A 26,885-nucleotide genomic window follows, 5' to 3' on the forward strand; every position below is an offset into this window, starting at 1 on the left:
CCTGTCGGGCACAACCGCGCTTTCCTCCACGTCGATCAAGAAGTTTTCGTCCAAGGTGATCTCCCTGGGCGACCAAAACTTCTTGATCAACGCGGTGGGGTGGGTGCGTCAGTGCGGGGCGGGGTGGTGGGGAGGTGGAGGGTGAACTCGGTGTGGTTCGGGCGGGAGGTCAGGGTGACGGTGCCCCGGTGCGCGGCCACCACGGCGGCGACGATGGCCAGGCCGAGGCCGGTGCTGCCGTGCGCGCGGGACCGGGAGCCGTCCCCCCGGGCGAAGCGTTCGAACACCTCGGGTCGCAGCTCGGGGGGAATGCCGGGGCCGTCGTCGGTGACGCTGAGCGCCACCGCGTCGTCGGCTCGCCGCAGGCTGGTGGTGACGGTGCTGCCGGGTGGGGTGTGCACCCGGGCGTTGGCCAGCAGGTTGGCCAGCACCTGGTGCAGTCGCTCGGGGTCGCCGGGTACGCGGACCACCTCGTCGGGCAGGTCGAGCTGCCAGTGGTGCTCGGGGCCGGCCACGTGCGCGTCGCTGACCGCGTCCACGACCAGCGCGGTGAGGTCGACCGACTCGACCGCGAGCGGGCGACCGGAGTCCAGCCGGGCCAGCAGCAGCAGGTCGTCGACGAGGCTGGTCATCCGGGCGCTCTCCGACTCGACCCGGCGCAGGGCGTGGGCCACGTCGGGCGGGACCTCGTCGCGCCCCCGACGCGCCACCTCGGCGTAACCACGGATCGCGGCCAGCGGCGTACGCAGTTCGTGGCTGGCGTCGGCGACGAACTGGCGTACCCGGGTCTCGCTGGCCTGTCGGGCCGCGAGCGCGGCGGCGACGTGACCGAGCAGCCGGTTGAGCGCGGAGCCGACCTGTCCGACCTCGGTACGTGGATCGGTGTCGGCGGCCGGAACCCGCTCGGAGAGCGCCACCTCGCCCCGGTCGAGCGGCAACTCGCTGACCCGCGCGGCGGTGGCGGCGACCCGCCGCAGCGGACGCAGCGTGGCCCGGATGATCATCGCTCCGGTACCCCCGGCGAGGAGCAGCCCGACGACGGTGATCCCGGCCTGGGCGGCCACCATCGCCCAGACGGTGTCCTGCACGTCGGCCAGCGGCACGCCGAGCACCCGCACGGCCCCGGTCACCGTCCGCCGGGCCACCACCCGGTAGCTGCCCCGCTCCCCCAGGCTGAGGGTGTGGGCCCGACCGTCGGTGGGGACCGTCGCCAGCCGACCCACCTCGTCGACCGGTACCGCCTGCTCCTGCCGACCGACCAGCGTCCACGCCTCGGTGACCCGGCCGTCGACGACCTGCGCGCTGATGGTGCCGGGCGGGAAGCCGCGCGGCACCCGCACGTCACCCCAGGCTCCGAGGCCGCGACCGGGTTCCCAGACCACGGCGGGCCGGCCGCCGGACGTGAAGCTGAGCTGCTCGTCCACCCGGGAGATCAGGAACTGGCGTAGCGCCACGGTGGTGAAACCGCCGATGGCGAGGCTGACCACGGCGAGCAGCGCCACCAGGGTGACCACCAGGCGGGCCCGCAGGGACCAACCCGCCAGCCAGCGACGCACGCCGGTCACTCGGCCGGCTTGAGCAGGTACCCGGCCCCGCGCAGCGTGTGGATCATCGGCTGGTGACCGGCGTCGATCTTCTTCCGCAGGTACGAGATGTACAGCTCGACGACGTTGGCCTGGCCGCCGAAGTCGTAGTTCCACACCCGGTCGAGGATCTGCGCCTTGCTCAGCACCCGTCGGGGGTTGCGCATCAGGTAGCGCAGCAGCTCGAACTCGGTGGCGGTCAGGTTGATCAGCCGGCCGTCCCGGCGCACCTCGTGGCTGTCCTCGTCGAGGGTGAGGTCGCCGACGGTGAGCACCGCGTCCGGCCGGGCCACCGTGAAGCCGGAGCGCCGCAGCAGCGCGCGCAGCCGCGCGATGACCTCCTCCAGGCTGAACGGCTTGGTCACGTAGTCGTCGCCGCCGACGGTCAGCCCGGCGACGCGGTCCTCGACCGCGTCCCGGGCGGTCAGGAAGAGCACCGGCACGGTCTCGTTGTCCGCCCGCAGCCTGCGCAACACCTGGAAGCCGTCCAGGTCGGGCAGCATCACGTCGAGCACCACCGCGTCCGGTCGGAACTGCCGGGCCACGCGCACCGCGGCCATGCCGTCTCCTGCGGTACGCACCTGCCAGCCCTCGTAGCGCAACGCCATGGACAGCAGATCGGTCAGGGTCGGCTCGTCGTCGACGACCAGCACCCGGACCGGTTCACCGTTCGGCCGCCGCAGCTCCACCCGGCCCGGCGTGGCCTCCCCCTCGATGGTCATGGTTCTCATGGTGGTGCCGCGTACTGGATCCCACTTGTGCGGCTGCTGTGTGCCGGCTGTGTGGTCACGGCCGGACGGGCCGCCGTGGTCACTGCCGGACGGGGTCGGCACGGGATCACTCGGTCACGCCGACCGGATCGGTACGGACGAAGCGCATGGACCAGGTACCCGATCCGTCGGGTCGTTGCCGCACGTAGAGGTGGTCGGCCGCCGACGTCGGCGCCTCCTGCGGCCGACGCAGCACCCATAGCCGTGGCGGAGTGCCGTCCGGACCGGCCGGCAACGACCGGACCAGGTCGTGGGCCGGACCACCAACGAAACGTACGGTCACCTCACTCATCACGATCGGCCTCCAGCTCGCCCGGTGCGTCGGGCGTCCCGGCTCGCACGCTAACGCACCAGCCGCCGTCCGAGGCGGGTTTGCCCTGATCGGAGGTGGGGTACCGTGCCGAGGCCACGGTGTCGCACGCCAAGGGTGGAGCACCACGAGGACAGGAGGCGGTCGATGCGTACGCTGGACGGGCGCTACCGGCTCGAACGGCGCATCGGCATCGGCGGGATGTCCGAGGTGTGGCGGGCACACGACACGGTGCTGGACCGCCCGGTGGCGGTGAAGCTGGTCCTGCCCGGTCAACCGGACGGTACGGCCGCGGTGGAGCGGATCCGCGACGAGGCCCGTTCCGCGGCCCGCCTGGTCCATCCGAACGTGGCCAGCGTGCACGACTTCGGCACCTGCGGCACCGGGGTGGGGCAGGAACTGCCGTACATCGTGATGGAGCTGGCCGAGGGGCAGAACCTGGCCGCACACCTGCGGGCCGGCCCGCTGGACTGGCGGATCGCGGTGCGCGTCTGTGCGGAGGTGAGCGCCGCGCTGGCCGCGGCACACGCCCACGGCATCGTGCACCGGGACATCAAGCCGGCCAACGTGATGCTCACCCCGTCCGGGGTGAAGGTGCTCGACTTCGGCATCGCCTCCCCGGCCGGTGCCGCCGACACCGCGCCCGACGGCGTCGTGGTCGGTACGCCCGCGTACCTGGCGCCCGAGCAGCTGCACCGGGCACCGGTGACCCCGGCGGCGGATATCTACGCCCTCGGCGTCCTGCTCTACTACTGCCTCGCGGGACGCCTGCCGCACGCGGCGGACACCGTCGCTCAGCTGCTCGGACGGCAGAGACGCCAGGCGCCGCGCCCCCTGCCCGACCTGCCCGGGCTGCCCACCGAGGTGGCCGATTTGTGCCTGCGCTGCCTCGCCGACGACCCGACCCGGCGGCCGAGCAGCCTGGTGGCCGCGCTGCTGCTGGCCGAGGCGGTCGACGCCCGGGTGTACGTGCCGATGCACGAGCCGCTGATGCCACGGCAGCGACGGCCGGTGGTCAGCCCGTGGACGGATCGCGCGGCGGCCGAGGTCACCGAGGCCGCGGCCGGCGCGGTATGGAGTCGGCACGGCGGGTGATTCCCCGGTTTCACCCGACCGGCCCCGGGTAGCCGGGCGGGGAGTGACGGGAGGAACGCGATGCCGAGTTCCTGGCTGAACGAGGTTGCCGCCGCGACCGCCGAGGGCGGTCACATCCACACCGACGACGAGGCGCTGTCGACCGCCCTCGCCTCGCCGCTGGCACCGCACTGCACCGGGCTGACCCCGTCGCAGCTGCTGGCCGCCGCGTTCGCGTCCTGCCTGCACCACGCGGCAGTCGAGGCGGCCAGCGGCATCACCGACGAGGCGCACACCGTGCAGGTACGCGCGGAGGCGAAACTCGGACGCGACGACGACGGCCGGTACCGGGCCGACGTGCACGCCTCGATCTCGTCGGTGGGGCTGAGTCGACAGCAGCTCGCCGAACTGGTCGAGCACGCCGACCGACTGTGGCCGTTCTCCAGCGTCGACGACGGGCGGCACCGGCTCACCGTCAGCCCGGCGGAGAACGGCCGACACTGATCCCGGGAGCGCGCGTCGCGCGCTCGTCGCCGTCGCCGGAGCGCCCCGCCTGTCGGACGCCGCCGTACCAGGCGGATCATCGGCGGTGTGGCCCGACCGTCCCACCCGGGCGCACGGCCGGGTCGACCTCGCGTCGTCCGTTCGGGGGAGGCCACCGGCAGCACCCACAACGGCCCGCAAGATCCAGTTTTAGCCCTGTTTTGTAGGGGTATTTCGGATATTTACCCTGGGACGGACAAGAGATACTCCTCCGGTTTGATACTCGCCACGGAGAATCACCTGGCGGATAGCCACAAAATGTGGCGCATGCCACCAACCGGGCCGATGGCAGTCGGCCGTTGACTTTCTAGCCTCGGCGGGTGCATCCCGACGACGACATCGACCAGACGCTGACCCCCGAAGCATCGGCTACCCCATCGGCCGATCATCCCTCCACCGAACAGCCGATGGGGCGACATCGCGCCGTACCGACGCCACGTCGCGGCCTTCGCGCGGCGCTCACCTCCACCCCCGTCCGGGTCGCCCTGGCCACCGGTGTGACCTGCTGCCTCGGCGCGACCGCCGTGGTGGCGACCCGGTCCGACGGCGAGCAGGCACCGCCACGGCAGGTGACCGAGGCACTCACCGACCGCGCCCTGGCCGCCCAGGACGAGGCCGCCTCCCGATCCCTCGACCGCAGCCCCACGCCGCCGTCGACCAGCGCCAGCCCGTCGGCCTCCCCGACCGCCAAGCCGTCGGCCAGTCCCAAGCCGAAGGCGACGAAGAAGAAGGCCCCCACCAAGCCACCGCGCCCCCGGCCGGTCGCCGGGCTCAGCCAGGCACAGATGGACAACGCCAAGACGATCGTGGACGTCGGCGTCGACATGCAGATCCCCCGCCAGGGGCTGGTGATCGCGGTCGCCACCGCGATGCAGGAGAGCACCCTGCTCAACTACGCCAGCGGCGTGCTGCCCGAGTCGCAGAACTACCCGCACCAGGCCATCGGCTGGGACCACGACTCCGTCGGGTTGTTCCAGCAGCGGCCCAGCAGCGGGTGGGGCACCGTACGGGACCTGATGCGGCCGGCGTACGCGGCCCGCGCGTTCTACGAGGCGTTGCTGGAGGTGCCCGGCTGGCAGCAGATGAGCCTGACCCTGGCCGCCCAGGCCGTGCAGATCTCCGCCTACCCGTACGCCTACGCCCAGCACGAGGAGCGGGCCGCGACCGTCGTGGCGGCACTGACCTGAGCCGAAGCCGGAGACGGCGACTCAGCTCCGCTTGGGCAACACCACCACCCGACCGAAGAACTCGTCGATGCGGTGCACCACGTCGTTGAAGTCGTCCAGGTCGATCGGCTTGGTCACGTACGCGTTGGCCTGCAACGTGTAGCTGCTGATGATGTCGGTGTCCGCGTTCGAGGTGGTGAGCACGACGATCGGGATGGTCCGCAGATCCTCGTCGCCCTTCACCTCTCCGAGCACCTGACGCCCGTCCATCCTCGGCATGTTGAGGTCGAGCAGGATCACGTCCGGCCGCTGCGCGTCGCTGTGACGGCCCTCGCGGCGGAGGAACTCCATCGCCTCCTGGCCGTCACCGACCACGTCGATCACCTTCTCGACGTCCGAGGTGGCCAGCGCTTCCTCGATCATGAGCACGTCGCCCGGGTCGTCGTCGACGACGAGAATACGAACCGGAGCGAGGGTGTGTGCGCCCATCTCTACCTGCCTCAGGTCGGCCAGGACGGAACCTGCCGGCCCCGCGCTGGCGGAAATCTAGCCCATCGTCGGACGGTCGGTGTCCGCCGGGGTCCGGCGTGTCGCAGCCGGGTCGCGCCCGGTTCGGTCAACCTGCCGACAGCACCGCGCGGCCACCCTGGAGGTGCTCCACCGCCCGGGGAAAGTCGTGCAACACCCGCCCGTAGTGAGCCAGCGCGGCGTCCACCGTCGCGGCCGGCACCCCACGGCTGTCCAGGATGGTGGCCAGCCACTCGATGAACTCGGCGAACAGCGATCCGTCGTCGACGTAGAGCGCGGCGGCCAGGAAGTCGAGGATGTACCCGAGGTCGCTGATCGTCGAGTCCAGCTGGGCGGGCCGGTAGCCGCCGATGGCCGGGAACTGCCGCGCCAACTCGACCAGCGCCGAGTCGATCAGCTCGCCACGACGGTTGACCAGACCGGCGTACTCGTCGTCGCCCAGGTGCGCCAGGGCCGCCGGTGTCGACGCGCGCAGGGCCCGCTCGTCGTCGAGCAGGGCGGCGGCGTCGACGGCGTTGGCGGCCCACGGCACGCCGAGCCGCCGCGCCCACCGGCCGTCCGTGCCGAAGCCCCGCCCGCCGACCAGGACCGGCACGTCCGAACGCCGGCACGCCTCGATCATCCGGTGCGCGTGGGGCAACCGCATCGGCAGCGCGGAGGCGAGCGCCACCGCGTGGGCGTCGTACCGGTGCAGATACGACATCAGGTGGGCGGCCGGGACGCTGGCGCCCAGGAAGGTGACCTGCCAACCGCGCAGCCGGAGCACCTCGGCGACCAGCCGCGCCGGCAGCGCGTGCCACTCGCCGTCCATGCAGGCCACCACGATCCGGGGGCGGGTCGGACGGACGTCCGCGTACGCGGCGACCGCCGCCACCACCCGTTCGCTGATGTGCGTCGCCGCGTGCTCCTGGGCCACGCTCCACTCGTTGCGGGCCCACCGCTCCCCCACCTCGGCCTGCGCCGGTGCCACGAGTTCCAGCAGGACGCGATCGGCGGCCACGCCGGTGGCGAGCAGTCCGCGGGCCACCTCGATCGCGCCGTACTCGTCGGCCTCGGCCAGACAGTGCAGGTAATCCTGGTAGACGGCCCCGGGCACGGTGTCCCTCGTCGCGGTGGTCACCGGGCGATCCTCTCCTGCGGCTGCGACTCGACCGCTGTCGGGACCGCGTGCAGGTGCCGCTGGGGGCGGCCACCCGCTCCGGCGGCGCGCAGCGCCAGCACCGCGATGTCGTCGTGGTCCCGCTGGGCCAGCCAGTCGCAGGTGATCTGCTCGATCCGCTCGGCCAGCGCGGGTGCCGGCATCCGGTGACACCCGTCGAGCGCCTGGATCAGGCGATCGGTGCCGAGCAGCTCCTCACCCCGCCGCCCGCCCCGCGCCTCGGTGACTCCGTCGCTGTAGAGCAGGCAGGTCTCGCCCGGGGCCAGCCGGGTGGTGACCTGGCCGATCCGTGGGTCCGGCACCACGCCGATGAGCATGCCGTTCAGCGGCACCTGCTCCACCTCGCCGGAGTTACGCAACACCAGCGGCGGCAGGTGCCCCCCGCCGGCCAGTGTCAGCGACAGGCCACCGTCGCGGTCAGGACGGACCACCCCCAGCACCATGGTGGCGAACCGACCCTGACCGTGCGCCAGGGTCGTCTCCAGCAGGGCGTCGTTGAGCAGCCGCAACAGCTTGGCGGGCTGGTGCTCGACCCGGTGCAACGCGTGCAGACACTGACGCAGCTGCCCGGTGAAGACCGCCGCCTCGACCCCCTTGCCGGAGACGTCGCCGAGGTAGAACACCGAACCGCCGTCGGGCAGCCGGTGCGAGCCGTAGAAGTCACCGCCGATGCGCAGACTGGCCTGCGCCGGGCGGTACGCCGTACCCCACTGCACACCCGGTGCCGGTGTCGGCTCGACGGGCAGCAAACTGGCCTGCAACATGTCGGCCACCTCGGCCTGCTCGCGGTAGAGCAGCGCGGTGGTCAACGCCGCACCGGCCCGGCCGGCGAAGGCGCGGACCAGGTCGACGTCGTCCTCGCCGTACCAGTCACCCGATCCCCGCGCGACCAGCAGCACCCCGGCGGGCCCGTCCCGGCCCGGCAACGGCACCAGGCGGGCAGCCACCTCGGTGGCGGCGACACCGGGCAGCCAACCCGCGTCGATGCTCTGCTCGACCAGCCAGTCCACGGTCTGCGGCTGGGTGCCCCGCAGGCTCTCGGCGATCGCCGGGGGAAGTTCCGTCGCGCCGAGTACGCCGTGGTCGACGGTGGGCGTGGCGTCCGGGCCCTGGCGGGCACGCCACCATCGGGCCCGGCCGGAGCGGGGTGCCAACACCAGCACCGCCACCTCCGCCAGGGTGGGTACGGCGAGGCGGACCACCGCGGCGGCGGCCCGATCCGGGTGCAGCGGGTTGCCCAGCTTGTCGCCGACCACGGCCAGGAAGGACGACCTGGCCCGCTCGGCGGCCAGTTCCTCGGCCCGCTGTTCGCTGTCGCTGACGTCCTCGACGTACCAGCAGCTCCGCCCGGCGGACAGGGCGACCCGACGCACCCGCAACCGTCGGCCGTGATGGCGCAGGTGTGGATCTGCCGAGGCGAGCCGCTCGACCACCGCGAGGGTGCCGCCGACGACCACTTCCGGCAGCAGCCGCTGCGCCACCGGGCTGAGGTACCGGACCGTACCGTCCGGGCCGCACACCACCACGCCTTCGCGGAGATGCTCGGCGACGTCGGGCCAGTCGGCGGCGAGTTGGCCCTGGGGCCGGTCCAGCGCGGGCAGCCCGGCAGCCGGACGGGAGGTGGACGCGCGCCAGGCCGGGGCCCGGGCGACACTCGGTGTGGAAGACCGTCCGTCGCCGGGGTCGAGGTCCCTGACGTCGGCACCTGTCACCAGCTTGAGCCTCGCTCCTTGTCGCGTTCCGCAGCCGCGTCGAGCGGCCTGCTTGGTCATGTCCCGCACCCAGCCTACGCGGCTTGGCGGGTGGTGCCACCCGGCTGAGGCGGCCGTCGGACGCTGACGACCGCCTGACACGCGGCTCAGCTCGACGTTGTTACGATCCGAGCGCCCCTGCCCGCCCGCCACCTGCGGAAGGCGTGATCGTTGCTGTCCCACGGTCGCAGACCCGAGACCTCGCCGCTGAGCGTGTCCGTCGACCGGTCCGACCCCGACGCACCCGTGATCCGGGTCGCCGGTGACCTCGCGTACGCCTCCGCCGAGTCGCTGCGGCGCGAGATCGACCAGATCGTGAGCACCGCCCCGGCCACGCTGGTGCTCGACTTCGGCGGCCTCCAGTTCGTCGACAGCACCGGACTCAGCGTGATCGTGCACGCCTGGCGTGAGGGGCAGCAGCGGGACACCCGGCTGCGGCTGCGCGCGGTCCCCCGGTTCCTCCAGGCCATCCTCGACATGACCGGGGTCACCGGCCTGCTGGCCCGCGAGCCCACCGACGCCGCGCCCGACGACCAGTCTCCGGCCACCGCGTAGCGACGTCTCCTCGGCACCGCCGCCTGTCCCACCCCGCGACTTGCGCCCGGTCGGCGTCCTGGGAGCATGAAGTCATGTCGGCACAGCTGTTGGTCATCGAGATCGACCGGCGCGACGCGGGGCGGGCCGAGTTGCGGCTGACCGGCGACCTGGACTTCGACAGCGCGCCGGAGCTCGTCGACGCCGTCGACGCGCTGCGCCGCGACGGCTACCGGCAGTTGGTCATCGATCTCACCGGGGTGGGTCTGTGTGACTCCTCCGGGCTCAGCGCCTTCGTGCTGGCGCATCGAGGCGGCTCGGCGCCGCTGCGACTGACCGGTGTCAACGCCGCGCTGCGCCACCTGCTGGACCGCACCGGCCTCGCCGACCTGCTGGAGCTTCCGCCGGCCACCGGATCCGACGTCGTCGGGGACAGCGACGTGCCGGCGGCCGGCTGAGCCGGCCGGGCCACCCGAGGGGTGGCCCCCGACCCTGGGACCAGGGGTCGGGGGCCGGAGGGTGGCTCAGGGGGCCGGGACCGGGTACGGACCCACGCGGTGGGGCTCGGTGGTCGGCTCCGCGTCCTCCGGCGGGCCCGAATCGGGAGTTCTGAACAGATAGCGGACGAACTCGGCATCCGTCCCGTCGTCCGGTGCTCCGGGCCACTGACCGACGCAGTCCACCCCGATCACCTCGCGACCCCCACCGTCGCTCTCCTCCACCAGCGCCCACAGGCTCACCGGGTAGCAGCGGGTGCGCTCGGGCTCCACCTGCCACCGGGAGTACCAACCGGGTCGAGCAGGGACGATCTCGACTATCCGCTTCATCACGGACCTGCCCTTCCGCCGGGTCTCTCGGAAGATCTCCGGCCACCACGATCGTCGGCCCCGCCCGGGTGACGGACCCTCACCCGGGCGGGATGAAGCCCGGCCGACACCGGCCGAGGGCCACCCTGCCCGCTGCGCCCCGGCCGTTTCGCCCCGGCGGCGGCCGGGAAGGCCATCGACGAAGCGGCCGACACCAACGGAAGCGAGGTACGCCATGCGTAAACAGATGGAGGGTGACAACCAGCGCCGTCGGGCCCTGGCCCGGCAGGCCCGGGAACGTGGTATGCGAGCCGCCGACACCGGGGCCAGCCTGAGCGCGTCCAAGCAGCTCACCCACCTCGACCAGAGCCGGCGAGCCGGCCCCGCGCCGGCCGGTGCCCGCCACAAACCGGACACCACTCGCGGCGGCCCCGCTCCTCCGCCCGCCGGGGTCCCGCAGGCGCCCCGGCCCCTTCCAGAGCCGGGTCTGTCGGCGCCGGGCATCACCACGGTGGGCTACCGCGACCTGGTCGAGGACGTCGTCCGCCGTTCCGGCGTCGACTTCCGCACCGCCAAGGTCGGGGTCGAGTCGACGGTGCTCGTCCTGGCCTGGGCCCTCCAGGACGGCGAACGTCGTCGGCTGCTGGAGGCCGTCCCCACCACACTGCACGACGTGGTCCCGGTGGACGGCATCGAGCGGCACCAGGATCTGGGTGGCTTCCTGTCCGAGGTGGCCCGGATCAGTGGTCGCACCCCGGAGCAGGCCCGCTATCAGGCCCAGGCGACGCTCGCCGCACTCGCCGAGCACGACGGTGACCTGATCGAGTCGCTGCACGTACCGGACGAGCTGCGGGAGCTGCTGGAGCCACCGCCGGCCGGTGGCGGCGTCGTCGGCGTGGTCGGTTCGACCCCGCCGTTGTCGGCGGCCGAGCTGCGTGCCGCCCTGGCCGACCTGCCCTACTGGTCCGGTGACGGCAACGCGCTGTCGCGCACCCTGGAGCTGCCGCCGAGCAACCTCGACCGGGTCCTGGACCGGCTCGACCTGCTCCGCCAGCAGTTGGGGCGCGGGCCACGGATCGGCCGGGCCGACCCGACCACCGCGGTGCTGACCGTGACCTCCGGCAACGCCGGGGCGGTGACCGCGAGCGACATCGACCTGGCACACGCGGTCGATGACGCCGTCGACGAGGCGGGCGCCGGAATGGCCGCCGGCTGAGTCGGCGTGACGTCGCTCGTGCGGTCGTGGGCGCGGCGCCCACGACCGCACGAACCCGCGTGCCGACGCGGGCGAGGGGCCACCCGAGGTCAGTGGACCCGCGCCGGCATCTCGGGTGACGAGCTCTCCAGCGGTACGGCGGCAGCGGAGATCAGTCCGAGTTGTGCCGCCGACCGGGGCAACGCCGCGTCGAGGACCCAGTCGGCACTCACCCGGGCCCGGTTGCCGGGCATCGCGAGCAGGTGGTAGCCACGGGTCACCGCCTTGGCGGGCAGGCCGGACAGCGGCACCTTCAGCGGGTTCGCCGCCGCCTGCTTGCCGCCGAGGTCCACCACCCAACCGAGGTCGTGGTGCTTGTACGGCCGACGACGTCCCTGCCCGTACGAGGCGGCGATGTTGTGCGCGGCCAGCTTGCCCTGCCGCTGCGCGTGCTGGGCCGTCATGGTGCAGATCTCGCCGGGGCGGGTCAGATCGGGCACCGCGGCGGCGTCACCGCAGGCGTAGACCTCGGGGAACCCGGGGACGTTGAGGTACTCGTCGACGACCAGCCGTCCCTTCTCGGTCCGCAGACCCAGTTCCGCCACGAACGGGTCAGGTCGTACGCCCACGCACCAGACCAGCGAACAGGTGGGCACGTACTCGCCGTCGGTGAGCTTGACCCCGTCGGAGGTGGCGACCGCGACCGAGGTGCCCATCCGCACGTCCACCCCACGGCGACGCAACACCCGGTCCGCGGTGACCGACATCCGACGGTCCAGCTCCGGTAGCACCCGGGGGGCGACGTCCAGCAGCATCCACCGGGGTCGGACCTTGAGATGGGGGCGCTGGGCGGCGAGTTCGTCGGTGAACAGGATGCCGTGCGCGGCCACCTCGGTGCCGGTGTAGCCGGCTCCGACCACCACGAACGTGGCTCGTGCCTGCTGCTCGGCCGGATCCTCGGCCTGCTCGGCCAACTCGATCTGCCGGACCACGTGGTCGTGCAGGTAGAGCGCCTCGGGCAGGCCACGGAAGCCGTGGGCGTACTCGGTCACGCCGGGGATCGGCAGCAGCTTGTTCACGCTGCCGACGGCCAGGACCAGCCGGTCGTACGCCAGCCGGTTGCGCTCGCCCTCCGGCTGGGTGAAGCCGACCCACCGGTTCTGCAAATCGACGCTGTCCGCCTCACCGATGACCACCCGTACGCCGTCCAGCGTGCCGGCCAGCGGCACCGCGATCCGGCCCGGCTCCACCACCCCGGCCGCCACCTCCGGCAGCAGCGGTAGGTACAGGAAATAGTCGGTCGAGTTCAGCAGGACGATCTCGGCTCGGCCGCGGGCCAGCCGACTCAACGTCTTCGCCGCGTGGTACCCGGCGAACCCGGCCCCCACGATCACCACACGAGGCTTCGTCATTTCGGCCCGGTTCCCGCCGTACGTGCCGACAAACGTCGTCCGCCCAGTCGATCGGGCCGTGGGCCCCGAGCGGCCTACCGTCAGCGTGGCCGGTCGAGCGGCATCGGGAACTCAAGGACGGTGGCTCCGCGCAGGTCCAGCCAGGCCCGGTCCGGGGCACGGACCAGCCGTAGCATCACCTCGAGGCAGGTCGGGCAGCGACCCACCAGGCCGGGCGCGTACGGGTAGACCCGCAGCGCCGCCATCGGGCCGGGGGTGCCGCAGTGGGCGCATCGGCCGGTGGCGGTGCTCAGGTCGACCGCGAACACCTCCCCCAACGGGCCGTCGAGCATGTTGCCGTCCACATAGGGCAGCGCGGTCATCCGCGTCTCCTCTCAGCCGGTCGGGCCGAAGCGTTCGGTGCGGATCCGGCGCGCCGGGTGGCCCAGGCCGACGAGCAGGTCGGAGACGGCCTCCACGAACCCTGTCGGTCCGCACACGTACACCGACGGCTCCAGCTCCGGCGGCCAGCCGTGCGTGTTGACGTCGGCGAGGCCGAGCCGGTGGGGTTCGCCGCGCCACCCGTCGGGCGTCCGCCGGGTGTAGGCGTACGCCACGTCGAGCCCGGCGTCGTCGCGTACCCGTCGCCGCAGTTCGTCGGGGTATAAGGCGTCGTCGGGGGTGCGTACGGAGTAGATCAGCCGGAACGGAACCCGGCTCCCGGCCGCCCGACGTGCCCTGATCATGGCCATCAGCGGCACCACCCCCGATCCACCGGCGACGAGCAGCACCGGCTCGGTCTGCTGAGGCCGCCAGACGAACCAGCCGCCGATCGGCCCGCGTACCTCGACCGGGTCACCCACGCGGTAGTCGTCGACCAGGAACGGCGACACCTCGCCGTCGGTCACCCGCTGGACGCACACCTCGATCCGGTCGCCGTCGGCGGAGTCGGCCAGCGAGTACGACCGGGCGGCCTGGTAGCCGTCCGGCGCGGTGAGCCGGATGTCGACGTGCTGGCCGGGCAGGTGGGTCGGCCAGCCCGGCACCTCCAGCACCAGGGTCCGCGCGGTCGGCGTCTCGGCCCGGTGGTCCACCAACCGGGCCGCGCGCCAGCTCGTCCGACCGCTCAATCGCCCTGGTACCGCTGCTCACGCCACGGGTCGCCGTAGTCGTGGTAGCCGGCGGTCTCCCAGAAGCCGGGGGTGTCCTCGACGGTGAGGCGGAGGCCGCGCACCCACTTGGCGGACTTCCAGAAGTAGAGGTGGGGTACGAGCAGGCGGGCCGGCCCACCGTGCTCGGCCGGCAGGTCCTCGCCGTCGTAGGTGTGCACCAACCAGGCCTGCCCGTCGCGCAGGTCCGCCAACGGCAGGTTGGTGGTGTAGCCGCCGTAGGAGTGGGCCAGGGCGTAGTCGGCGGCGGTGTCCACGCCGTCGAGCAGCGTGTCCAGGCAGACGCCCCGCCAGGTGGTGCCGAGCTTCGACCAGCGGGTGACGCAGTGGATGTCGACGGTCGGTGTCTGCTGCGGCAGCGCCATCATCTCGTCCCAGCTCCACCGGTGCTCCGTACCCGTCTCGGTGCTGATCACGAACTCCCACTGGTCACGTGGCACCCGTGGGGTCGGGCCGGCGGAGAGCACCGGGAAGTCCGGCGTCAGATACTGGCCGGGAGGCAGATCCGGTGCCTCGGCGCGGGGTCGACCCGTGAAGCCCGGCGTGACGATACCCACCGCTCAGTCCTACCACGGCGATCACCGGGCCCGGGTCGGTTCGACCCACCCGGGCGGCCCGTGCGGTCCGGAGGACTCACTTCCGCTCGGTGACGACCTCTTTGGAGCCCGGCACCACGTTGCGGGTCGCCCGCAGGCTGGTGATGGTGACCACGGTCAGCACCACGACGATGACCCCGAGGGAGATCTCGGTAGGGATCAACGGCACGCCCTCCCAGATGCCGTGCGCCCAGTGCAGACCGAGCTTGACGCCGATGAAGGCCAGGATGATCGCCAGACCGTAGGTGAGGTGGACCAGGCGGCTCAGCGCCGCGTGCAGCACGAAGTACAGCGCCCGCAGGCCGAGCAGGGCGAAGGCGTTGGTGGCGAAGACGAGGTACGGGTCCTCGGTGATGCCGTACACGGCCGGCACCGAGTCGACGGCGAAGACCACGTCGGTGGCGAGCACCGCCACCACCACCAGCGCGAGCGGGGTGAGCGCCCGCCGCCCGTCGACCCGCACCGTCATCTTGGTGCCGTGGTACTCGTTGACCACCGGCATGAAGCGGCGCAGCAGACGCACCGAACGCATGGTGCCGATGTCCACCGACTGCTCGTGTCCGGTGAACGCGTCGCGGAGCAGCTTTGCGGCGGTGAACAGCAGGATCAGCGCGAAGATCAGGAAGGCGAAGTCCAGGGTCTGCAGGGCTGCCGCGCCGAGGGCGATGAAGATGCCGCGCAGCACCAACGCTCCGGTGATGCCGAACAGCAGCACCCGTTGGGCCAGCACGGACGGCACCGCGAAGGCCGCCAGCAGCAGCATGAAGACGAAGAGGTTGTCGACCGACAGCGACTTCTCGACGAGATAACCCGCGAGGTAGTCGATGCCCTCCTGCCGCCCGTACTGGGACCAGACCCAGGCGCCGAAGGCCAGCGGCAGGGCTATGTAGAAGGCCGACCAGCCCAGCGCTTCCTTGAGTGACACCTCGTGCGGGCGACGCGTGACCACGAAGTCGAGCACCAGCAGGGCGACGACCCCGGCGAGGGTGATCGCCCAGAGCGAGGGCGTGCCGATGGTCTGCAGACCAGCCGCGAGCGACAAATCGGACATAGGGGGGCCTCCTCGAACACCGTGTCATGTTCGAGGTCTCCTTCACCCACGATTTCGTGGGCAACCACCCGAGGCACGCTCCGGGCGCGCCGTACTGACCGGCATGGTTCGTAGGAAGTACTCCCCTCGTGGTGACAAGGTTAGGGCAGCCCGATCCCGCCCGCCATGCGGGGCGTCGCGGTACCGGATGCCGCAGGTCACAGCCCCGGAAAGCAGCACCACGGCAAGCGCCTATCGTGACCGGGTGAGCGCAGACCTGCCGACCGGCCCGCTGGCCGGCGTACGCGTGGTGGAGCTGGCCGGGATCGGACCGGGGCCGTTCGCCGCCATGATGCTGGCCGACCTGGGAGCCGACGTGATCCGGGTCGACCGGGCCACCGAGGTGGACACCAGCGCCTTCGGCACCCCGCACCCCGACCTGCTCAACCGGGGACGCCGCTCGATCGGGGTGGACCTGAAGTCGGCCGAGGGGCGCGAGGTGGTGCTGGCCCTGGTCGGCGGCGCCGACGCCCTCATCGAGGGGTTCCGGCCCGGGGTCACCGAGCGGCTCGGTGTCGGCCCGGCCGACTGCCACGCGGTCAACCCGGCGCTGGTCTACGGCCGGATGACCGGATGGGGTCAGGACGGCCCGAACGCCCCGTACGCCGGGCACGACATCGACTACCTGGCGCTGACCGGCGCGTTGCACGGCATCGGCCGCGCCGGTGAGCCGCCGGTGCCACCGATGAACCTGCTCGGCGACTTCGGTGGCGGCGGCATGATGCTCGCGCTGGGTGTCGTCTCCGCGCTGTACGCGGTGCGCGGCGGGGCCACCGGCCAGGTCGTCGACGCCGCCATCGTGGACGGTGTCGCCGTGCTCAGCACCCAGATCCACGCGCTGCGCCAGCTCGGCATGTGGCAGGAACCGCGCGGGGTCAACCTGCTCGACGGGGGCGCCCCGTTCTACGACACCTACGAGTGCGCCGACGGGCGCTACCTCGCCGTGGGCGCGTTGGAGCCGCGCTTCTACGACGAACTGGTCCGGCTCACCGGGTTCCCGCTCCCCCCGGACGAGCCGGTCGACCGGACCGACCCGGCGAACTGGCCGGCGTTGCGGGCGGCCTGGGCGCGCCTGTTCCGCACCCGGACCCGCGACGAGTGGGCGGCGCTGCTCACCACCTCCGACGCCTGCGTCGCGCCGGTGCTGGACTGGCGGGAGGCACCGGAGCACCCGCACCTGGCCGCCCGGGAGACCTTCGTGCTCCGCGACGGCGTCGTCCAGCCGGCGCCGGCGCCTCGGTTCTCCGCCACCCCGACCGCGATCCGCCGGCCACCCCCGTGGCCGGGCGAGCACACCGACGAGATCCTCGCCGAGATCGGCTTCGACCAGGACCGGATCACCCGGCTCCGGGCGACGGCGGCGGTCAGGTAGCGCGGCGCAGTGTCGCCCCGGGCGCCAGGGCGGGCTCGACCATGTCGCGGTAGTCGCGGGGCAGCTGGACCACCAACTCGTCGAACTCTCCGCCGGTCACCGCCTCCCGCAGCGTGATGAAGACCGCACGGGCCGCGTCCCGGGCGGCCCGCTCCTCGATCCCGGCGCGCAGGGCCACCCGGGCGACGAACTCGGCCGCGCCGAACCGCTGTGCCGCCTCGGTGTCCGGTGTGGGACGCAGCGGCAGCCGCAGCGGGGCGGGCAGTTGTACGGCCAGGTCGAGCACCTCGCCACCGGTCAGCCGCTCGGCCAGCGTCTCCAGCGTCGCCCGGATCAGCTCCACCGCCCGCGACGACGACGTCCCGGCGCGCTGGGCGACCTGGTCGACGAAGGTGTCGTAGTTCATCGGCCATCCCCTCCGGCCGGCGCTTACCCACCCGACCTGCGGGGAAAACGGCGGCCGCCGGCGGTTTTTCCCACCGGACCCGAGTGCGTGAGCGGCCCCGGGTCGGGTATCCGCGCCCGGTCGTGGCCGGATCGAAGCCGGGAGGAGCCGACACCATGGCGAGTTACGCCGACGTCCTGCAATACCTGTCCAGCCTGGACTACCCCGCGGGCAAGGACGAGGTGGTACGCGAGGCCGAACGCGAAGGGGCCCCGCCAGACGTGTTGCAGGCCCTACGCGCGCTGCCTCCGGTGGATTACGCCAACGGCAACCAGGTGGCCCGTTCGGCCGGCATCGACGCGGCTGACGGGATCACCGATTCGCAGCGCGCCGCCCAGGCACGCGACAAGCGTCACCAACGGGTGTCACAGCATCTGCGTGGCATCTGAGCCGTACCGGGCCGGCCCGTCGGATCGGGCGGGCGCACCCGGGGGGCCGATGCAGGGGGGCGCCCCAACCACGAACCGCAGCCGGGGGCGCCCCTGCGTAACCGCCTGCCCTGGCGGCGGAACGCCCGAACCGGGTCGCGACCACCAGGCGGCGACAGCCACCCGCACCGGGCGACTGCTGTTACTGCGGCGAGTTTACCGCACGCCATCAGCCGAACGGACAGTGGGTGCCGTCGAACGGTTTCATCCGCCGCCTCGGGCGTCCGAACCTCCTCCGGCGCGACCCCGTCAGGGCACCGGCCAGGGCCGGTACGCAGGCGCTAGTCGTGGAAGCCGCCGGTGCGGTCACGGGCCTTGAGCCGGACGGTGGGCAGGGCCGGTGCGGGCAGCGGTGGGTCCGGGTCGTTGGCGACCACTCCGAACCGCCGTCCGGCCATCCAGTCCTCCCGGGCGGCGACGATCTCCTCGTGGTCACGGCCGACGAAGTTCCACCACATCACCAGCGGCTCCTCGAAGGGCGCGCCGCCGAGCAGCATCAACCGGCTGCCGGGCGTGCCGCGCAGCCGCAGCGCCTCCCGCCCGGTGCCGAGCCAGAGCAGCGTCCCGGGGGTCAGCGGCAGGCCGTCGACCTCGCCGGTGCCGTCGAGGGCCAACAACGCGTACTCGAAGTCGGGCCGCAGCGGCAGCCCGGCCTCGGTGGCGACGAGTTCCAGTTGGGCGCCGAGCAACGGGGTGTACACCTGGGCCGGTGAGCGTTCCCCGGCGAGTTCCCCGACCAGCAGGGTGACGTCCAGGTCCGCATCGCGCCACCGGGGCAACTCCGCGTGGTGGACGAAGTCGGGCGCACCGCCACGGGCCTCGTCCGGCAACGCCACCCACAGCTGCACCCCGTGCATCAGGGGTGGGTGCGCCGCCGGTGAGCGTTCGGAGTGGGCGATGCCGTGGCCCGAAGTCATCACGTTGAGCTGACCGGGGCGGATCGGCTGCTTGTTGCCGAGGCTGTCCCGGTGCAGGATCTCGCCGTCGAGCAGCCAGGTCACGGTCTGCAGACCGGTGTGCGGGTGCGGGGGCACCTCCATGCCGGGGCGTTCGGCCACGTCGTCGGGTCCGAAATGGTCGACGAAGCACCACGCGCCGACCATCCGGCGGGTGCGCTGCGGCAGCAACCGGCGCACCGTGGTGTAGCGGCCCAGCGGCACGTCGTGACCGGGCAACAGCACACTGCCCGGGTCGGCGGTCGCCACACCTGGCGGACGGGTCTCGGCAGGCATCGTCTCGGCACGCTCCACGGCTCGACTCTACGCCCGCTCCGGGCACCCGCCCGCCGGTCGGCGAGCCGACCCGGCCCTGTCCGTTCTGCACCGATCCGGCCATCGGCATCCCTTCGACGGCCACGTGAGAGCAGACGGCACCACGGGCCACCGGACCCGACGCCGGATTCGACTGCACGTTGGTCCACCCGGGCGCGATGAACCGGAACAAGGTGGGGAACCGTGTTCCGGGGGGGTCGACGCAGGTCGTCGCCAGGGTCCGGCAACGGCGCCGGCCCTGAACCGGAAAGGACGTGTCGGTGATGCCGGAGACAGTCGAGTCGGTGTTCGCGAGCGTGGTCGCCCGCAATCCGGGCGAGCCCGAGTTCCACCAGGCCGTACGGGAGGTGCTGGAGAGCATCGGACCGGCGCTGGCCCGGCACCCGGAGTACGCCGAGGCCCAGATCATCGAACGGATCTGCGAACCGGAACGACAGGTCATCTTCCGGGTGCCCTGGGAGGACGACCGGGGTCGGATCCAGGTCAACCGGGGTTTCCGGGTCGAGTTCAACAGCGCTCTCGGCCCGTTCAAGGGTGGCCTCCGCTTCCACCCCTCGGTGTACCTGGGCATCGTCAAGTTCCTCGGCTTCGAGCAGATCTTCAAGAACGCGCTGACCGGGCTCGCGATCGGCGCCGGCAAGGGCGGCGCGGACTTCGATCCCAAGGGCCGCTCGGACCGGGAGGTGATGCGCTTCTGCCAGAGCTTCATGATCGAGCTGTACCGGCACATCGGCGAGCACACCGACGTGCCGGCCGGCGACATCGGGGTGGGCGGCCGGGAGATCGGCTACCTGTTCGGCCAGTACAAACGGATCACCAACCGGTACGAGTCGGGTGTCCTGACCGGCAAGGGCCTGGCCTACGGCGGCGCGCAGGTACGCACCGAGGCCACCGGGTACGGCGCGGTGTTCTTCGCCGAGGAGATGCTGCGGCAGACCGGGGACGGCCTCGACGGCAGGCGGGTGGTGGTCTCCGGCTCCGGCAACGTGGCCATCTACGCGATCGAGAAGGTCCACCAGCTCGGCGGCAGGGTGGTGGCGTGTTCCGACTCCACTGGTTACCTGCTCGACGAGAAAGGCGTCAACCTCGACGTGTTGCGGGAGCTGAAGGAACAGCGACGCGGCCGGCTCGCCGACTACGTGGCCGAGGTCCCGCACGCGGTGAGCGTCCCCGGCCGGACCCCCTGGGAGGTGCCGTGCGACCTGGCCCTGCCCTGCGCGACCCAGAACGAGATCGGTGGCGCGGAGGCCGCCCAGTTGGTCGCCGGGGGTTGCACCGCGGTGGTGGAGGGGGCGAACATGCCGACCACGCCCGAGGCGGTACGCATCCTCGGGCGGGCCGGCGTGCGGTTCGCGCCCGGCAAGGCGGCCAACGCCGGTGGTGTGGCGGTCAGTGCTCTGGAGATGCAGCAGAACGCCAGCCGCCAGTCGTGGACGTTCGCGGAGTCGGAACGGCGGTTGCAGGAGACGATGCGGGACATTCACGCCCGCTGCTGGGCCACCGCGGAGGAGTACGGCCTGCCGGGCGACTACGTGGCGGGCGCGAACATCAGCGGCTTCCGCCGGGTCGCCGAGGCGATGCTGGCGCACGGCCTGGTGTAGGGGCTGGACAGACAGGTACCGGTGCCCGTCGCCGAGCGGCGGGCACCGGTACCTGTCTTCTCCGGGCCCTGCCCGGAATGGTGGATCAGTTGGCGCCACCCGCACCGAAGCGGTTCCGCCGCCGCCAGGCGAGCGTGCCGAGCAGCAGGACGGCACCGGCGGCGACCAGCCCGCCGCCGACCTTCATCGGCGTGTCGAGGCTGCTGCCGGTGACCGGCAGGTGCGGCTTCTTCTTGTGCAGCACCCGCAGCTCGCTCGTGGCGGTACGCCCGGACTCCCGGCCGGTGGCGGTGAAGGTGAGCAGGCCCGTCACCGACGGCGTGTACCGCCGGGTGAAGACACCCTGCGCGTTCGTCCGAGCGGTGAAGCTCAACGGCGCGCTGGCCTGGAAGGCCACGGGCGTCATCGCGACCGTGCTGCCGTCGCTGCGACGCGCCGTACCGGCGGCCGGTGCGGCCAACGGCGTCACCGAGACGACGATGTCCACCGTCTCGTTAGGCCCGAAGTTGCGGCCCGTCAGGATGACCGTCTCACCGAGGAAGATGGTGGGTCGGTTCACCGTCAGCGAGGCGAGCACCGGCGGATAGGGCGGTGGCTGGGGCGTACCGTCGACAGATGGCGTCGGCTGCGGCTGGGCCGCCCCCGCCGCGGTCGGCACGGCCACCACGGCCAGACCGACCGTGAGCGCCATGATGATGCGGGAAAGCCGCATGGTTCGTTCCCTCCTACTGAGAACAGCTTGGTGCGGTAACAACATGGGTGGTCCATGGGGTGGCGGTCGGGGTCAGCCACAGCTCAGCCGTCCCGCTCTCCGTCTTCCCGGTCAGCAGCGAGATCTCCAACGTGCGAGTCCCGCCCGGTCCGATCTCGACGTTCACGACGGCGACCTGACGTCGCCGCTCGGTGCCGTTGCCCACCGAGGTCTCGGCACCGTCGAGACGGGTGTCGAGCACCGCCCCGCCGGTCGGGGCGTACACCGACACGAGTGTCCGGGCGGTGTAGGGATCCCCGGCCCGGCCGAGGCCGAGAACCGACTCGCTGAGCCCCGAGGCCGGTGCGGTGGACCGGAGCGTCACCCGCAGGTTCAGCTCCCGACGGCCGTCGGCGTGACAGTCACCGACCGTGAGGTCAGCGGACTGTCGCAGGTAGTAGCCGAGCTTCGCGCCGCTGCCGTCGTTGAGGAACACGCCGACCGTCGGCACGGTGTCCTTCTCCGGAAGCGTCCCGGCCATCCGACTGTCGTCGAACGTCCGCTGTTCCTCCGGTCGGGCACTCCAGAACAGTATCCGACGTTCCCGTATAGAGCGGTCAAATGCGGACAACAACCCATTCGGGTGCACGTTCCTCGCGAAGAGGGTGTCGAACACCGCGGCCGCCGCCGCCGCGAAGAAGGTGTCCTGCTCCTTCGGACTCATCCGCTGGTAGGCGTCGCTGAGCAGGGTCTGGACCGCGTTCTCGGCACTCAGCGCCACCCCACCCGGCGTCCGCACCGGGCCGGTCGCCTTCAGCAGGTACGACAGCACCACCGGATCGACGGCCAGGACGCCGTCGACCGTCTCCCCGCTGTGCCGGCGGTACATCTCCCGGTACAGCGACGCGGCCGTCGGGAAGTGCGGACTGAGGTTGACGTCCGCCGGGTAGATGCCGGGCAGTTCCCCCCACAGGGCACGTACCTCGGCGGGAACCTTCAGCGGATCGGTGAACCGGCCGAAGCTCGAGCTGCTGCCCTGGGCACCCATCTTCACCCGACCCTTGTTGGCCTCGATGACGGCGTACGCGCCGAACATGCCGCCGGTCGCGCGCAGCTCGGCGGAGTTCTGCGACACCAGCAGGTACGTGCGCGCCCCGTCGACGCCGAGCAGCGGCGGCAGCAGTTTGCTGGCCTTGTTCGCCGCCGAGGTCATCGCGGCCAGCCGGTCGATCTCGCCGCGCAGGTCCGCCAACGCCTGCCGAACCTGCCCGACCAGGCGGTCGTCCGGGACCTCGACCAGCCGCGTGCGGGTCTGCTGCACCGTGTCGTGCACCGCGACCAGCTCGTCGGCGACGGCGCGCAGGCCGGTCAGGTCCAGCCGACCCTCCTGCGGCACCAGTCCGCCGAGGTCGACCCGGAGCAGCGCGGGGAACGCCTGGCGGGCCAGGTCGTCGATGGCGATGGCGATCTGCCGGATCGCGGTGAGGTTCGCCCCGGCGATCGGGGTCTGCCGGCCCAGCCACCAGCCGGGGTCGCCGGTGGCCCGGCGCGCCGCACCGGCCTGCTCCTGCAACGCGGCGAGGGTCCGCTGGGCGCGGGCGGTGTCGCCACCGACCAGGTGGGCGCTCAACTCACCGGCGAGGCCGGCGGCGTTGACCAGGTGGGCGCGGGCCTGCCAGCCTCGGAAACCGACCCAGCCACCGAGACCCAGCAGCAGCGAGCCGACCACCAACGTGGTCAGCAGGATGCGACGCAGCCGCGCGCGCCGGCGACGGCGGGAACGGCTACGCCGCCGTCGAGGGCTTTCGCTCTCCGTCACATCTCACCTCTTCCGAAAACGGACAGAAGACCACATTGTTCTTAACACCTAACGGACAAATTGGTGCGGTAATAACGACATCAGGCGTTATGAAAGGTTCGTTCACCATTTGCGTCACGTCCGGTCGCGGCGACCTCCCGTAACAGCCCTTCGATCCGGTCCACACCCGACGGCAGCGACATGTCCCGCAGGTACGCCTCCCGGCCCCGTCGCCCCATCTCGACCCGCGTCGGCGCGGGAATCTGCGCCGCCAGCCAGAACCGGTCGGCCAGGCTGGCCCAGTCCTCGGGCGGACAGGACAGACCGGCCCGAGCCCGCTCGACCAGCAGCGCGGTGTCCCCGCCGGCCGAGGCGACCACCGGTGCGCCACAGGACAGGGCGGCCTGGAGCTTGTCCGGCACGCTGCCACGCAGCTGCGGCAGATCGCGCACCGTCACCAGTTGGTAGTCCGCGGCGGCGTACAGCTCGGGCATGTCCAGCGGGGACCGCCGGTCCACGAACCGGACGTTGTCGGCGCGCAGCTCGGCGGCGAGCCCGCGCACCCGTCGCTCGTCGGGGCCCGAGCCGACCAGGACCAGGTCCACCGTGTCACCCAGCGTCGCCGCCGCCCGTACCGCCGTGTCCAGTCCCTGCCGTGCCCCGATGGTGCCGGCGTGCATCACCACACACCGCTCGTCGCGGCGGACCAGCCGGCGTGCGGCCGGGCTGGCCGACGCCGGGCGGAAGATCCGTTCGTCGGTCCAGTTCAGCACCACCCGGATCCGCTCCGGGTCGACCCCGTCGGCCACCAGCGTGTCCCGCAGGGAGGGTGCGGTCACCGCGATCCGACCGGCGGCCCGGTAGGTACGCACCATGGCCGACCGCACCCGCTCCGCCCACCGGCCGTCGTCGGCGGAGTCGGGAACCTGCTCGGCCCAGACGTCCGGCACGTGCAACACCAGCGGCACCGGGCCGAGCAGCCGCAGCAGGGCCGCCGAGGCGAACGCGGCGGCCGGCGGCTGGTGCACGTACAGCACGTCGACACCCGCCAGGAACCGGCGACCGACCAGCGCCGCGCTGCCGGCGAAGGAGAGCCAGGAGGCCATCCGGGCACGTACGGTCGCGTCGGCGGCGCTGTACCGGGGCACCCGACGCACGGTCAGCCCCCGGCTGCGGGTCTCGTGGTGCCAGCGTTGCCGCCAGCCGGGGTAGATGTGCCCGCCCGGATAGTCGGGGAAGCCGGTGAGCACCCGTACCTCGTGGCCCCGCGCGGCCAACTCCTCGGCGAGGCTGCCGGGGATGAACGCGGGCTCGGGCGGAAAGTGGAACGTCAGGATCCCGATTCGCACCGGGACACCCCCGTCCCCGACCAGTGGTTCGGCGTGCCGCCCGGGACCGTGGCGGCGACTACTGCGTACGATCTCGACAACCCCTCACGGGTCGGACGCCGTCGGCGACCGCCCTTCGTCGCGGCGCCGCCGCCCGCGACCGCGTCGTCCAGGGGGTTCCACATGCTCAGCGGGTTGTTGTTCGTCTGCCACGCGAACCTGTGCCGGTCGCCGATGGCCGAGTTCCGCGCGCGTAGCCTGCTCGCCGGAGCGCCGGTGACGGTGGCCAGCGCCGGCACCGACGCCGTCGAGGGGCTGGCGATGCATCCGTACGCGGCGGCGATCGCCGCGGAGACCGGCGACGATCCGACGTCGTTCCGCAGCCGGCGGCTGCTGCCAGAACACCTCACCGACGCGGTGCTGGTGTTGACCGCCACCCGGCGCCAGCGCTCGATCTGCACCGCGCTGGCGCCGGCGGCGCTGCACCGGACGTTCACCCTGCGCCAGTTCGGCCGGCTCGCGACGGCGGCCGAACCACCGCCGGACGAGCAGGACGATCCGGTGCGGGCCGCGGTGGCCGCCGCCGCCCTGGCCCGGGGGCGGTTGCAGCCCGCCCCCGGGGACGACGACGACCTACGAGACCCGGTCGGGGGCACCCCAGAGGACTTCCGACGCTGCGCGGAGGAGATCGAGCGGGCGCTGCGCCCTCTGGCGACGCTCATCGGGACAGCCGGGTGAGTTCCTGGGTGTGGTCGCTCACCTCGCCGGCGCGGGCCCGCTCGGCGTGCCGGCCGGTCCGGCTCGCGTCGGTCGGGACCGACTGGGCACCGGTGGCGGCTGCCACCACCCGGTAGGCCTCGTACTGGTACGCCTCGGTCTTGGGTACCCGGGCCATGTTGAGCACACAGCCGAGCAACCGCACCGAGACCGAGTGCAGCGCCCGCGCGGCAGCGGCCACCTGGGCCCGCGAGGTACGCCCCTGCTGGGTGACCAGCAGCGCACCGTCGGCCTGCACCGCGACCACCACGCCGTCGGTGACCGCGAGCAGCGGCGCGGTGTCGATGATCACGATGTCCGCGGACTCGCGCAGGGCCAGCAGTAGGTCGGACATCGCCTTCGACCCGAGCAGCTCGCTGGGGTTGGGCGGGGCTGAACCGCTGGGCAGGACGAGCAGCGACTTGTCTCCCCAACGCTGGACCACGTCGCCCACCTGCACGTCGCCGACGAGCACGTCGGTCAGCCCGACCCCCTGGTCGATGCCCAGGTAGTCGCCCACCTTCGGGCGGCGCAGGTCGGCGTCGACCAGCAGCACCCGCCAGCCCGCCTCGGCCAGGGCGATCGCCAGGTTGCACGACAGCGTGGTCTTGCCCTCGCCCTGGAGGGCGCTGGTCACCGCGATGACCCGGGCCGGCTCGTGCACGTCGACGAAACGCAGGTTCGTCCTGAGCTTGCGGACCGCCTCGGCCCGTGCCGAGGTGGTGGCGTCACCGACGATCAACGGAGCCGAGCGGGCACTGGCGTCGATCGGGATCTCACCGAGCAGCGGGCTGCCGGTCACCCGTTGCAGGCCGGCCGCGTCGCGCAACCGCACGTCGGCCATGCCCCGCAGGATCGCCAGACCGACGCCGGCCAGCAGGCCGAGCAGGGCACCGATCATGGTGTTGCGGACCGGCTGCGGCGACACCGGCGTCGGGGTCACCCGTGGACCGCTCACCACCTCGATCTTGATCGGCCCGGGGCTGCCGTCCGGTCGCGTCTCGACCTTCTGCACCAGCTCGACGAACTTCGCCGAGAGCGCCTCGGTCACCCGCAACGCCCGGGTCTGGTCGGTGTCGGTCACCGACGCCCGCAGCAGCACGGTGCCGGTCTCGGTGGAGGTGCTGACCCGGCGTTGGATCTCCTCGGCGGTCAGCCCGAGCTGGTTGTCGGCCACCGCCGCCTGGGCCAGCCGGTCGCTGGTCAGCAGTTCCGCGTAGGACTTCACCCGTTGCTGGAGGAAGAGCCCACCCTGGTAGGCGTCGGTGACGCCCTGGCTCGGCGTGGTGACGAAGAAGGTCACCGAGGCGACGTAGCGCGGCTGGGCCCGCACGGTGACCAGCGCGGTGACGCCCAGCGCCACCATGAAGGTGACCAGGACGATCCACCAGTGCCGGCGTACCAGGCGTAGTTGGCGGTACAGGTCCATCAGGCGGGCCTCCGTACCGGGCCGGTAACGCCAAAGAACTTCACGAAAACCCCCAAGGTCGACTCAATCTCGTGAAACCATTAAAGCGGCTCATGCGGCTT

At 72.3% G+C, this 26,885-nt stretch carries 28 protein-coding genes; 10 read left to right on the forward strand and 18 right to left on the reverse strand.

Going from position 1 to position 26,885, the window contains the following annotated elements:
- Positions 1-86 precede the first annotated feature (86 nt).
- From ACLQ2S_RS12420 to ACLQ2S_RS12430, 3 genes are all read right to left on the reverse strand, one after another.
- Complete coding sequence (locus tag ACLQ2S_RS12420; RefSeq protein ID WP_155220427.1) at positions 87-1,544, reverse strand: sensor histidine kinase; 1,458 nt, start codon at positions 1,542-1,544, stop codon at positions 87-89.
- A 17-nt stretch (positions 1,545-1,561) separates the two neighbouring features.
- Positions 1,562-2,305, reverse strand: a complete 744-nt coding sequence (locus ACLQ2S_RS12425; protein WP_425701710.1) for a response regulator transcription factor — start codon at positions 2,303-2,305, stop codon at positions 1,562-1,564.
- A gap of 115 nt (positions 2,306-2,420) precedes the next feature.
- Positions 2,421-2,645, reverse strand: coding sequence for a hypothetical protein (locus ACLQ2S_RS12430; RefSeq protein WP_425701711.1), 225 nt, complete (start codon positions 2,643-2,645; stop codon positions 2,421-2,423).
- Between the two features lie 165 nt (positions 2,646-2,810).
- Between ACLQ2S_RS12430 and ACLQ2S_RS12435 the strand changes: the two genes are divergently transcribed.
- The 3 genes from ACLQ2S_RS12435 (at position 2,811) to ACLQ2S_RS12445 (ending at position 5,467) form a co-directional block, all read left to right on the forward strand.
- The gene (locus ACLQ2S_RS12435; protein WP_155220330.1) at positions 2,811-3,758 is read left to right on the forward strand and encodes a serine/threonine-protein kinase; all 948 of its coding nucleotides are present in this window, start codon (positions 2,811-2,813) and stop codon (positions 3,756-3,758) included.
- Positions 3,759-3,818: 60 nt separating this feature from the next.
- The gene (locus ACLQ2S_RS12440; RefSeq protein WP_155220328.1) at positions 3,819-4,241 is read left to right on the forward strand and encodes an OsmC family protein; all 423 of its coding nucleotides are present in this window, start codon (positions 3,819-3,821) and stop codon (positions 4,239-4,241) included.
- 359 nt (positions 4,242-4,600) lie between these two features.
- Complete coding sequence (locus ACLQ2S_RS12445) at positions 4,601-5,467, forward strand: hypothetical protein (RefSeq protein ID WP_309223579.1); 867 nt, start codon at positions 4,601-4,603, stop codon at positions 5,465-5,467.
- 21 nt (positions 5,468-5,488) lie between these two features.
- On the opposite strand, the gene ACLQ2S_RS12450 is transcribed toward ACLQ2S_RS12445, so the two are convergent.
- The 3 genes from ACLQ2S_RS12450 to ACLQ2S_RS12460 all read right to left on the reverse strand — a co-directional run bounded on the left by ACLQ2S_RS12450 (position 5,489) and on the right by ACLQ2S_RS12460 (position 8,845).
- Entirely contained in the window at positions 5,489-5,935 is a 447-nt protein-coding gene (locus tag ACLQ2S_RS12450; RefSeq protein WP_155220326.1) for a response regulator, read from the reverse strand.
- Positions 5,936-6,062: 127 nt separating this feature from the next.
- Positions 6,063-7,094, reverse strand: coding sequence for a cobalamin B12-binding domain-containing protein (locus ACLQ2S_RS12455; RefSeq protein ID WP_309223578.1), 1,032 nt, complete (start codon positions 7,092-7,094; stop codon positions 6,063-6,065).
- Positions 7,091-8,845: a PP2C family protein-serine/threonine phosphatase gene (locus tag ACLQ2S_RS12460; RefSeq protein WP_309223577.1), complete on the reverse strand. Its 1,755-nt coding sequence runs from the start codon at positions 8,843-8,845 to the stop codon at positions 7,091-7,093. The genes ACLQ2S_RS12455 and ACLQ2S_RS12460 overlap by 4 nt, the downstream gene beginning before the upstream one ends.
- 210 nt (positions 8,846-9,055) lie before the next feature.
- Between ACLQ2S_RS12460 and ACLQ2S_RS12465 the strand changes: the two genes are divergently transcribed.
- Both ACLQ2S_RS12465 and ACLQ2S_RS12470 read left to right on the forward strand, forming a co-directional pair.
- Positions 9,056-9,439 carry an STAS domain-containing protein gene (locus ACLQ2S_RS12465; RefSeq protein ID WP_425701712.1) on the forward strand — a complete coding sequence of 128 codons (384 nt, stop codon included), beginning with the start codon at positions 9,056-9,058 and terminating at the stop codon, positions 9,437-9,439.
- Between the two features lie 74 nt (positions 9,440-9,513).
- Entirely contained in the window at positions 9,514-9,876 is a 363-nt protein-coding gene (locus ACLQ2S_RS12470) for an STAS domain-containing protein (RefSeq protein ID WP_425701713.1), read from the forward strand.
- A 66-nt stretch (positions 9,877-9,942) separates the two neighbouring features.
- Here the strand turns inward: ACLQ2S_RS12470 and ACLQ2S_RS12475 are convergent, their stop codons facing one another.
- Positions 9,943-10,245 (reverse strand): hypothetical protein, encoded by a 303-nt coding sequence (locus ACLQ2S_RS12475; RefSeq protein WP_155220320.1) that lies wholly within the window; start codon positions 10,243-10,245, stop codon positions 9,943-9,945.
- Positions 10,246-10,459: 214 nt separating this feature from the next.
- On the opposite strand from ACLQ2S_RS12475, the gene ACLQ2S_RS12480 reads away from it, so the two are divergent.
- Positions 10,460-11,440, forward strand: coding sequence for a DUF2267 domain-containing protein (locus tag ACLQ2S_RS12480; protein WP_425701714.1), 981 nt, complete (start codon positions 10,460-10,462; stop codon positions 11,438-11,440).
- Between the two features lie 89 nt (positions 11,441-11,529).
- Here the strand turns inward: ACLQ2S_RS12480 and ACLQ2S_RS12485 are convergent, their stop codons facing one another.
- The 5 genes from ACLQ2S_RS12485 to ACLQ2S_RS12505 all read right to left on the reverse strand — a co-directional run bounded on the left by ACLQ2S_RS12485 (position 11,530) and on the right by ACLQ2S_RS12505 (position 15,626).
- Entirely contained in the window at positions 11,530-12,831 is a 1,302-nt protein-coding gene (locus ACLQ2S_RS12485; protein WP_155220316.1) for an NAD(P)/FAD-dependent oxidoreductase, read from the reverse strand.
- A gap of 80 nt (positions 12,832-12,911) precedes the next feature.
- Positions 12,912-13,193, reverse strand: a complete 282-nt coding sequence (locus ACLQ2S_RS12490; RefSeq protein WP_155220314.1) for a DUF6510 family protein — start codon at positions 13,191-13,193, stop codon at positions 12,912-12,914.
- A gap of 12 nt (positions 13,194-13,205) precedes the next feature.
- On the reverse strand, positions 13,206-13,940 hold the full coding sequence (locus ACLQ2S_RS12495) for a ferredoxin reductase (RefSeq protein WP_425701715.1): 735 nt from the start codon (positions 13,938-13,940) through the stop codon (positions 13,206-13,208).
- Positions 13,937-14,536, reverse strand: a complete 600-nt coding sequence (locus ACLQ2S_RS12500; protein WP_425701716.1) for a sulfite oxidase-like oxidoreductase — start codon at positions 14,534-14,536, stop codon at positions 13,937-13,939. Before ACLQ2S_RS12500 ends, ACLQ2S_RS12495 begins: the two co-directional genes overlap by 4 nt.
- Positions 14,537-14,612: 76 nt before the next feature.
- Complete coding sequence (locus tag ACLQ2S_RS12505; RefSeq protein ID WP_155220310.1) at positions 14,613-15,626, reverse strand: TerC/Alx family metal homeostasis membrane protein; 1,014 nt, start codon at positions 15,624-15,626, stop codon at positions 14,613-14,615.
- A 244-nt stretch (positions 15,627-15,870) separates the two neighbouring features.
- Here ACLQ2S_RS12505 and ACLQ2S_RS12510 point away from each other — a divergent pair, with 244 nt between their 5' ends.
- Complete coding sequence (locus tag ACLQ2S_RS12510) at positions 15,871-17,037, forward strand: CaiB/BaiF CoA transferase family protein (RefSeq protein WP_309223575.1); 1,167 nt, start codon at positions 15,871-15,873, stop codon at positions 17,035-17,037.
- On the opposite strand, the gene ACLQ2S_RS12515 is transcribed toward ACLQ2S_RS12510, so the two are convergent.
- A complete protein-coding gene (locus ACLQ2S_RS12515; RefSeq protein WP_155220306.1) occupies positions 17,030-17,443 on the reverse strand; it encodes a DUF2267 domain-containing protein in 414 nt (137 codons plus the stop codon). The genes ACLQ2S_RS12510 and ACLQ2S_RS12515 overlap by 8 nt on opposite strands.
- Positions 17,444-17,598: 155 nt before the next feature.
- Between ACLQ2S_RS12515 and ACLQ2S_RS12520 the strand changes: the two genes are divergently transcribed.
- Positions 17,599-17,871 carry a DUF2795 domain-containing protein gene (locus tag ACLQ2S_RS12520; RefSeq protein WP_155220303.1) on the forward strand — a complete coding sequence of 91 codons (273 nt, stop codon included), beginning with the start codon at positions 17,599-17,601 and terminating at the stop codon, positions 17,869-17,871.
- 320 nt (positions 17,872-18,191) lie between these two features.
- Here the strand turns inward: ACLQ2S_RS12520 and ACLQ2S_RS12525 are convergent, their stop codons facing one another.
- Positions 18,192-19,142 carry a pirin family protein gene (locus ACLQ2S_RS12525; RefSeq protein ID WP_155220417.1) on the reverse strand — a complete coding sequence of 317 codons (951 nt, stop codon included), beginning with the start codon at positions 19,140-19,142 and terminating at the stop codon, positions 18,192-18,194.
- Positions 19,143-19,444: 302 nt separating this feature from the next.
- Here ACLQ2S_RS12525 and gdhA point away from each other — a divergent pair, with 302 nt between their 5' ends.
- Positions 19,445-20,782 carry an NADP-specific glutamate dehydrogenase gene (gene gdhA / locus ACLQ2S_RS12530; protein ID WP_425701717.1) on the forward strand — a complete coding sequence of 446 codons (1,338 nt, stop codon included), beginning with the start codon at positions 19,445-19,447 and terminating at the stop codon, positions 20,780-20,782.
- Positions 20,783-20,867: 85 nt separating this feature from the next.
- Here gdhA and ACLQ2S_RS12535 read toward each other — a convergent pair whose 3' ends face one another.
- The 3 genes from ACLQ2S_RS12535 to ACLQ2S_RS12545 form a co-directional block, all read right to left on the reverse strand.
- Positions 20,868-21,494: a hypothetical protein gene (locus tag ACLQ2S_RS12535; protein WP_425701718.1), complete on the reverse strand. Its 627-nt coding sequence runs from the start codon at positions 21,492-21,494 to the stop codon at positions 20,868-20,870.
- Between the two features lie 13 nt (positions 21,495-21,507).
- Positions 21,508-23,292 (reverse strand): DUF4012 domain-containing protein, encoded by a 1,785-nt coding sequence (locus tag ACLQ2S_RS12540; RefSeq protein WP_425701719.1) that lies wholly within the window; start codon positions 23,290-23,292, stop codon positions 21,508-21,510.
- A gap of 80 nt (positions 23,293-23,372) precedes the next feature.
- A complete protein-coding gene (locus ACLQ2S_RS12545) occupies positions 23,373-24,620 on the reverse strand; it encodes a glycosyltransferase family 4 protein (RefSeq protein WP_309223572.1) in 1,248 nt (415 codons plus the stop codon).
- Positions 24,621-24,782: 162 nt separating this feature from the next.
- Between ACLQ2S_RS12545 and ACLQ2S_RS12550 the strand changes: the two genes are divergently transcribed.
- Positions 24,783-25,337: a low molecular weight phosphatase family protein gene (locus ACLQ2S_RS12550; protein WP_155220295.1), complete on the forward strand. Its 555-nt coding sequence runs from the start codon at positions 24,783-24,785 to the stop codon at positions 25,335-25,337.
- Here the strand turns inward: ACLQ2S_RS12550 and ACLQ2S_RS12555 are convergent.
- On the reverse strand, positions 25,318-26,784 hold the full coding sequence (locus tag ACLQ2S_RS12555) for a polysaccharide biosynthesis tyrosine autokinase (protein WP_155220293.1): 1,467 nt from the start codon (positions 26,782-26,784) through the stop codon (positions 25,318-25,320). The genes ACLQ2S_RS12550 and ACLQ2S_RS12555 overlap by 20 nt on opposite strands.
- Positions 26,785-26,885: the final 101 nt, after the last annotated feature.

The sequence above is a fragment of the Micromonospora sp. DT48 genome (assembly GCF_049844495.1).
Lineage (GTDB): Bacteria > Actinomycetota > Actinomycetes > Mycobacteriales > Micromonosporaceae > Micromonospora.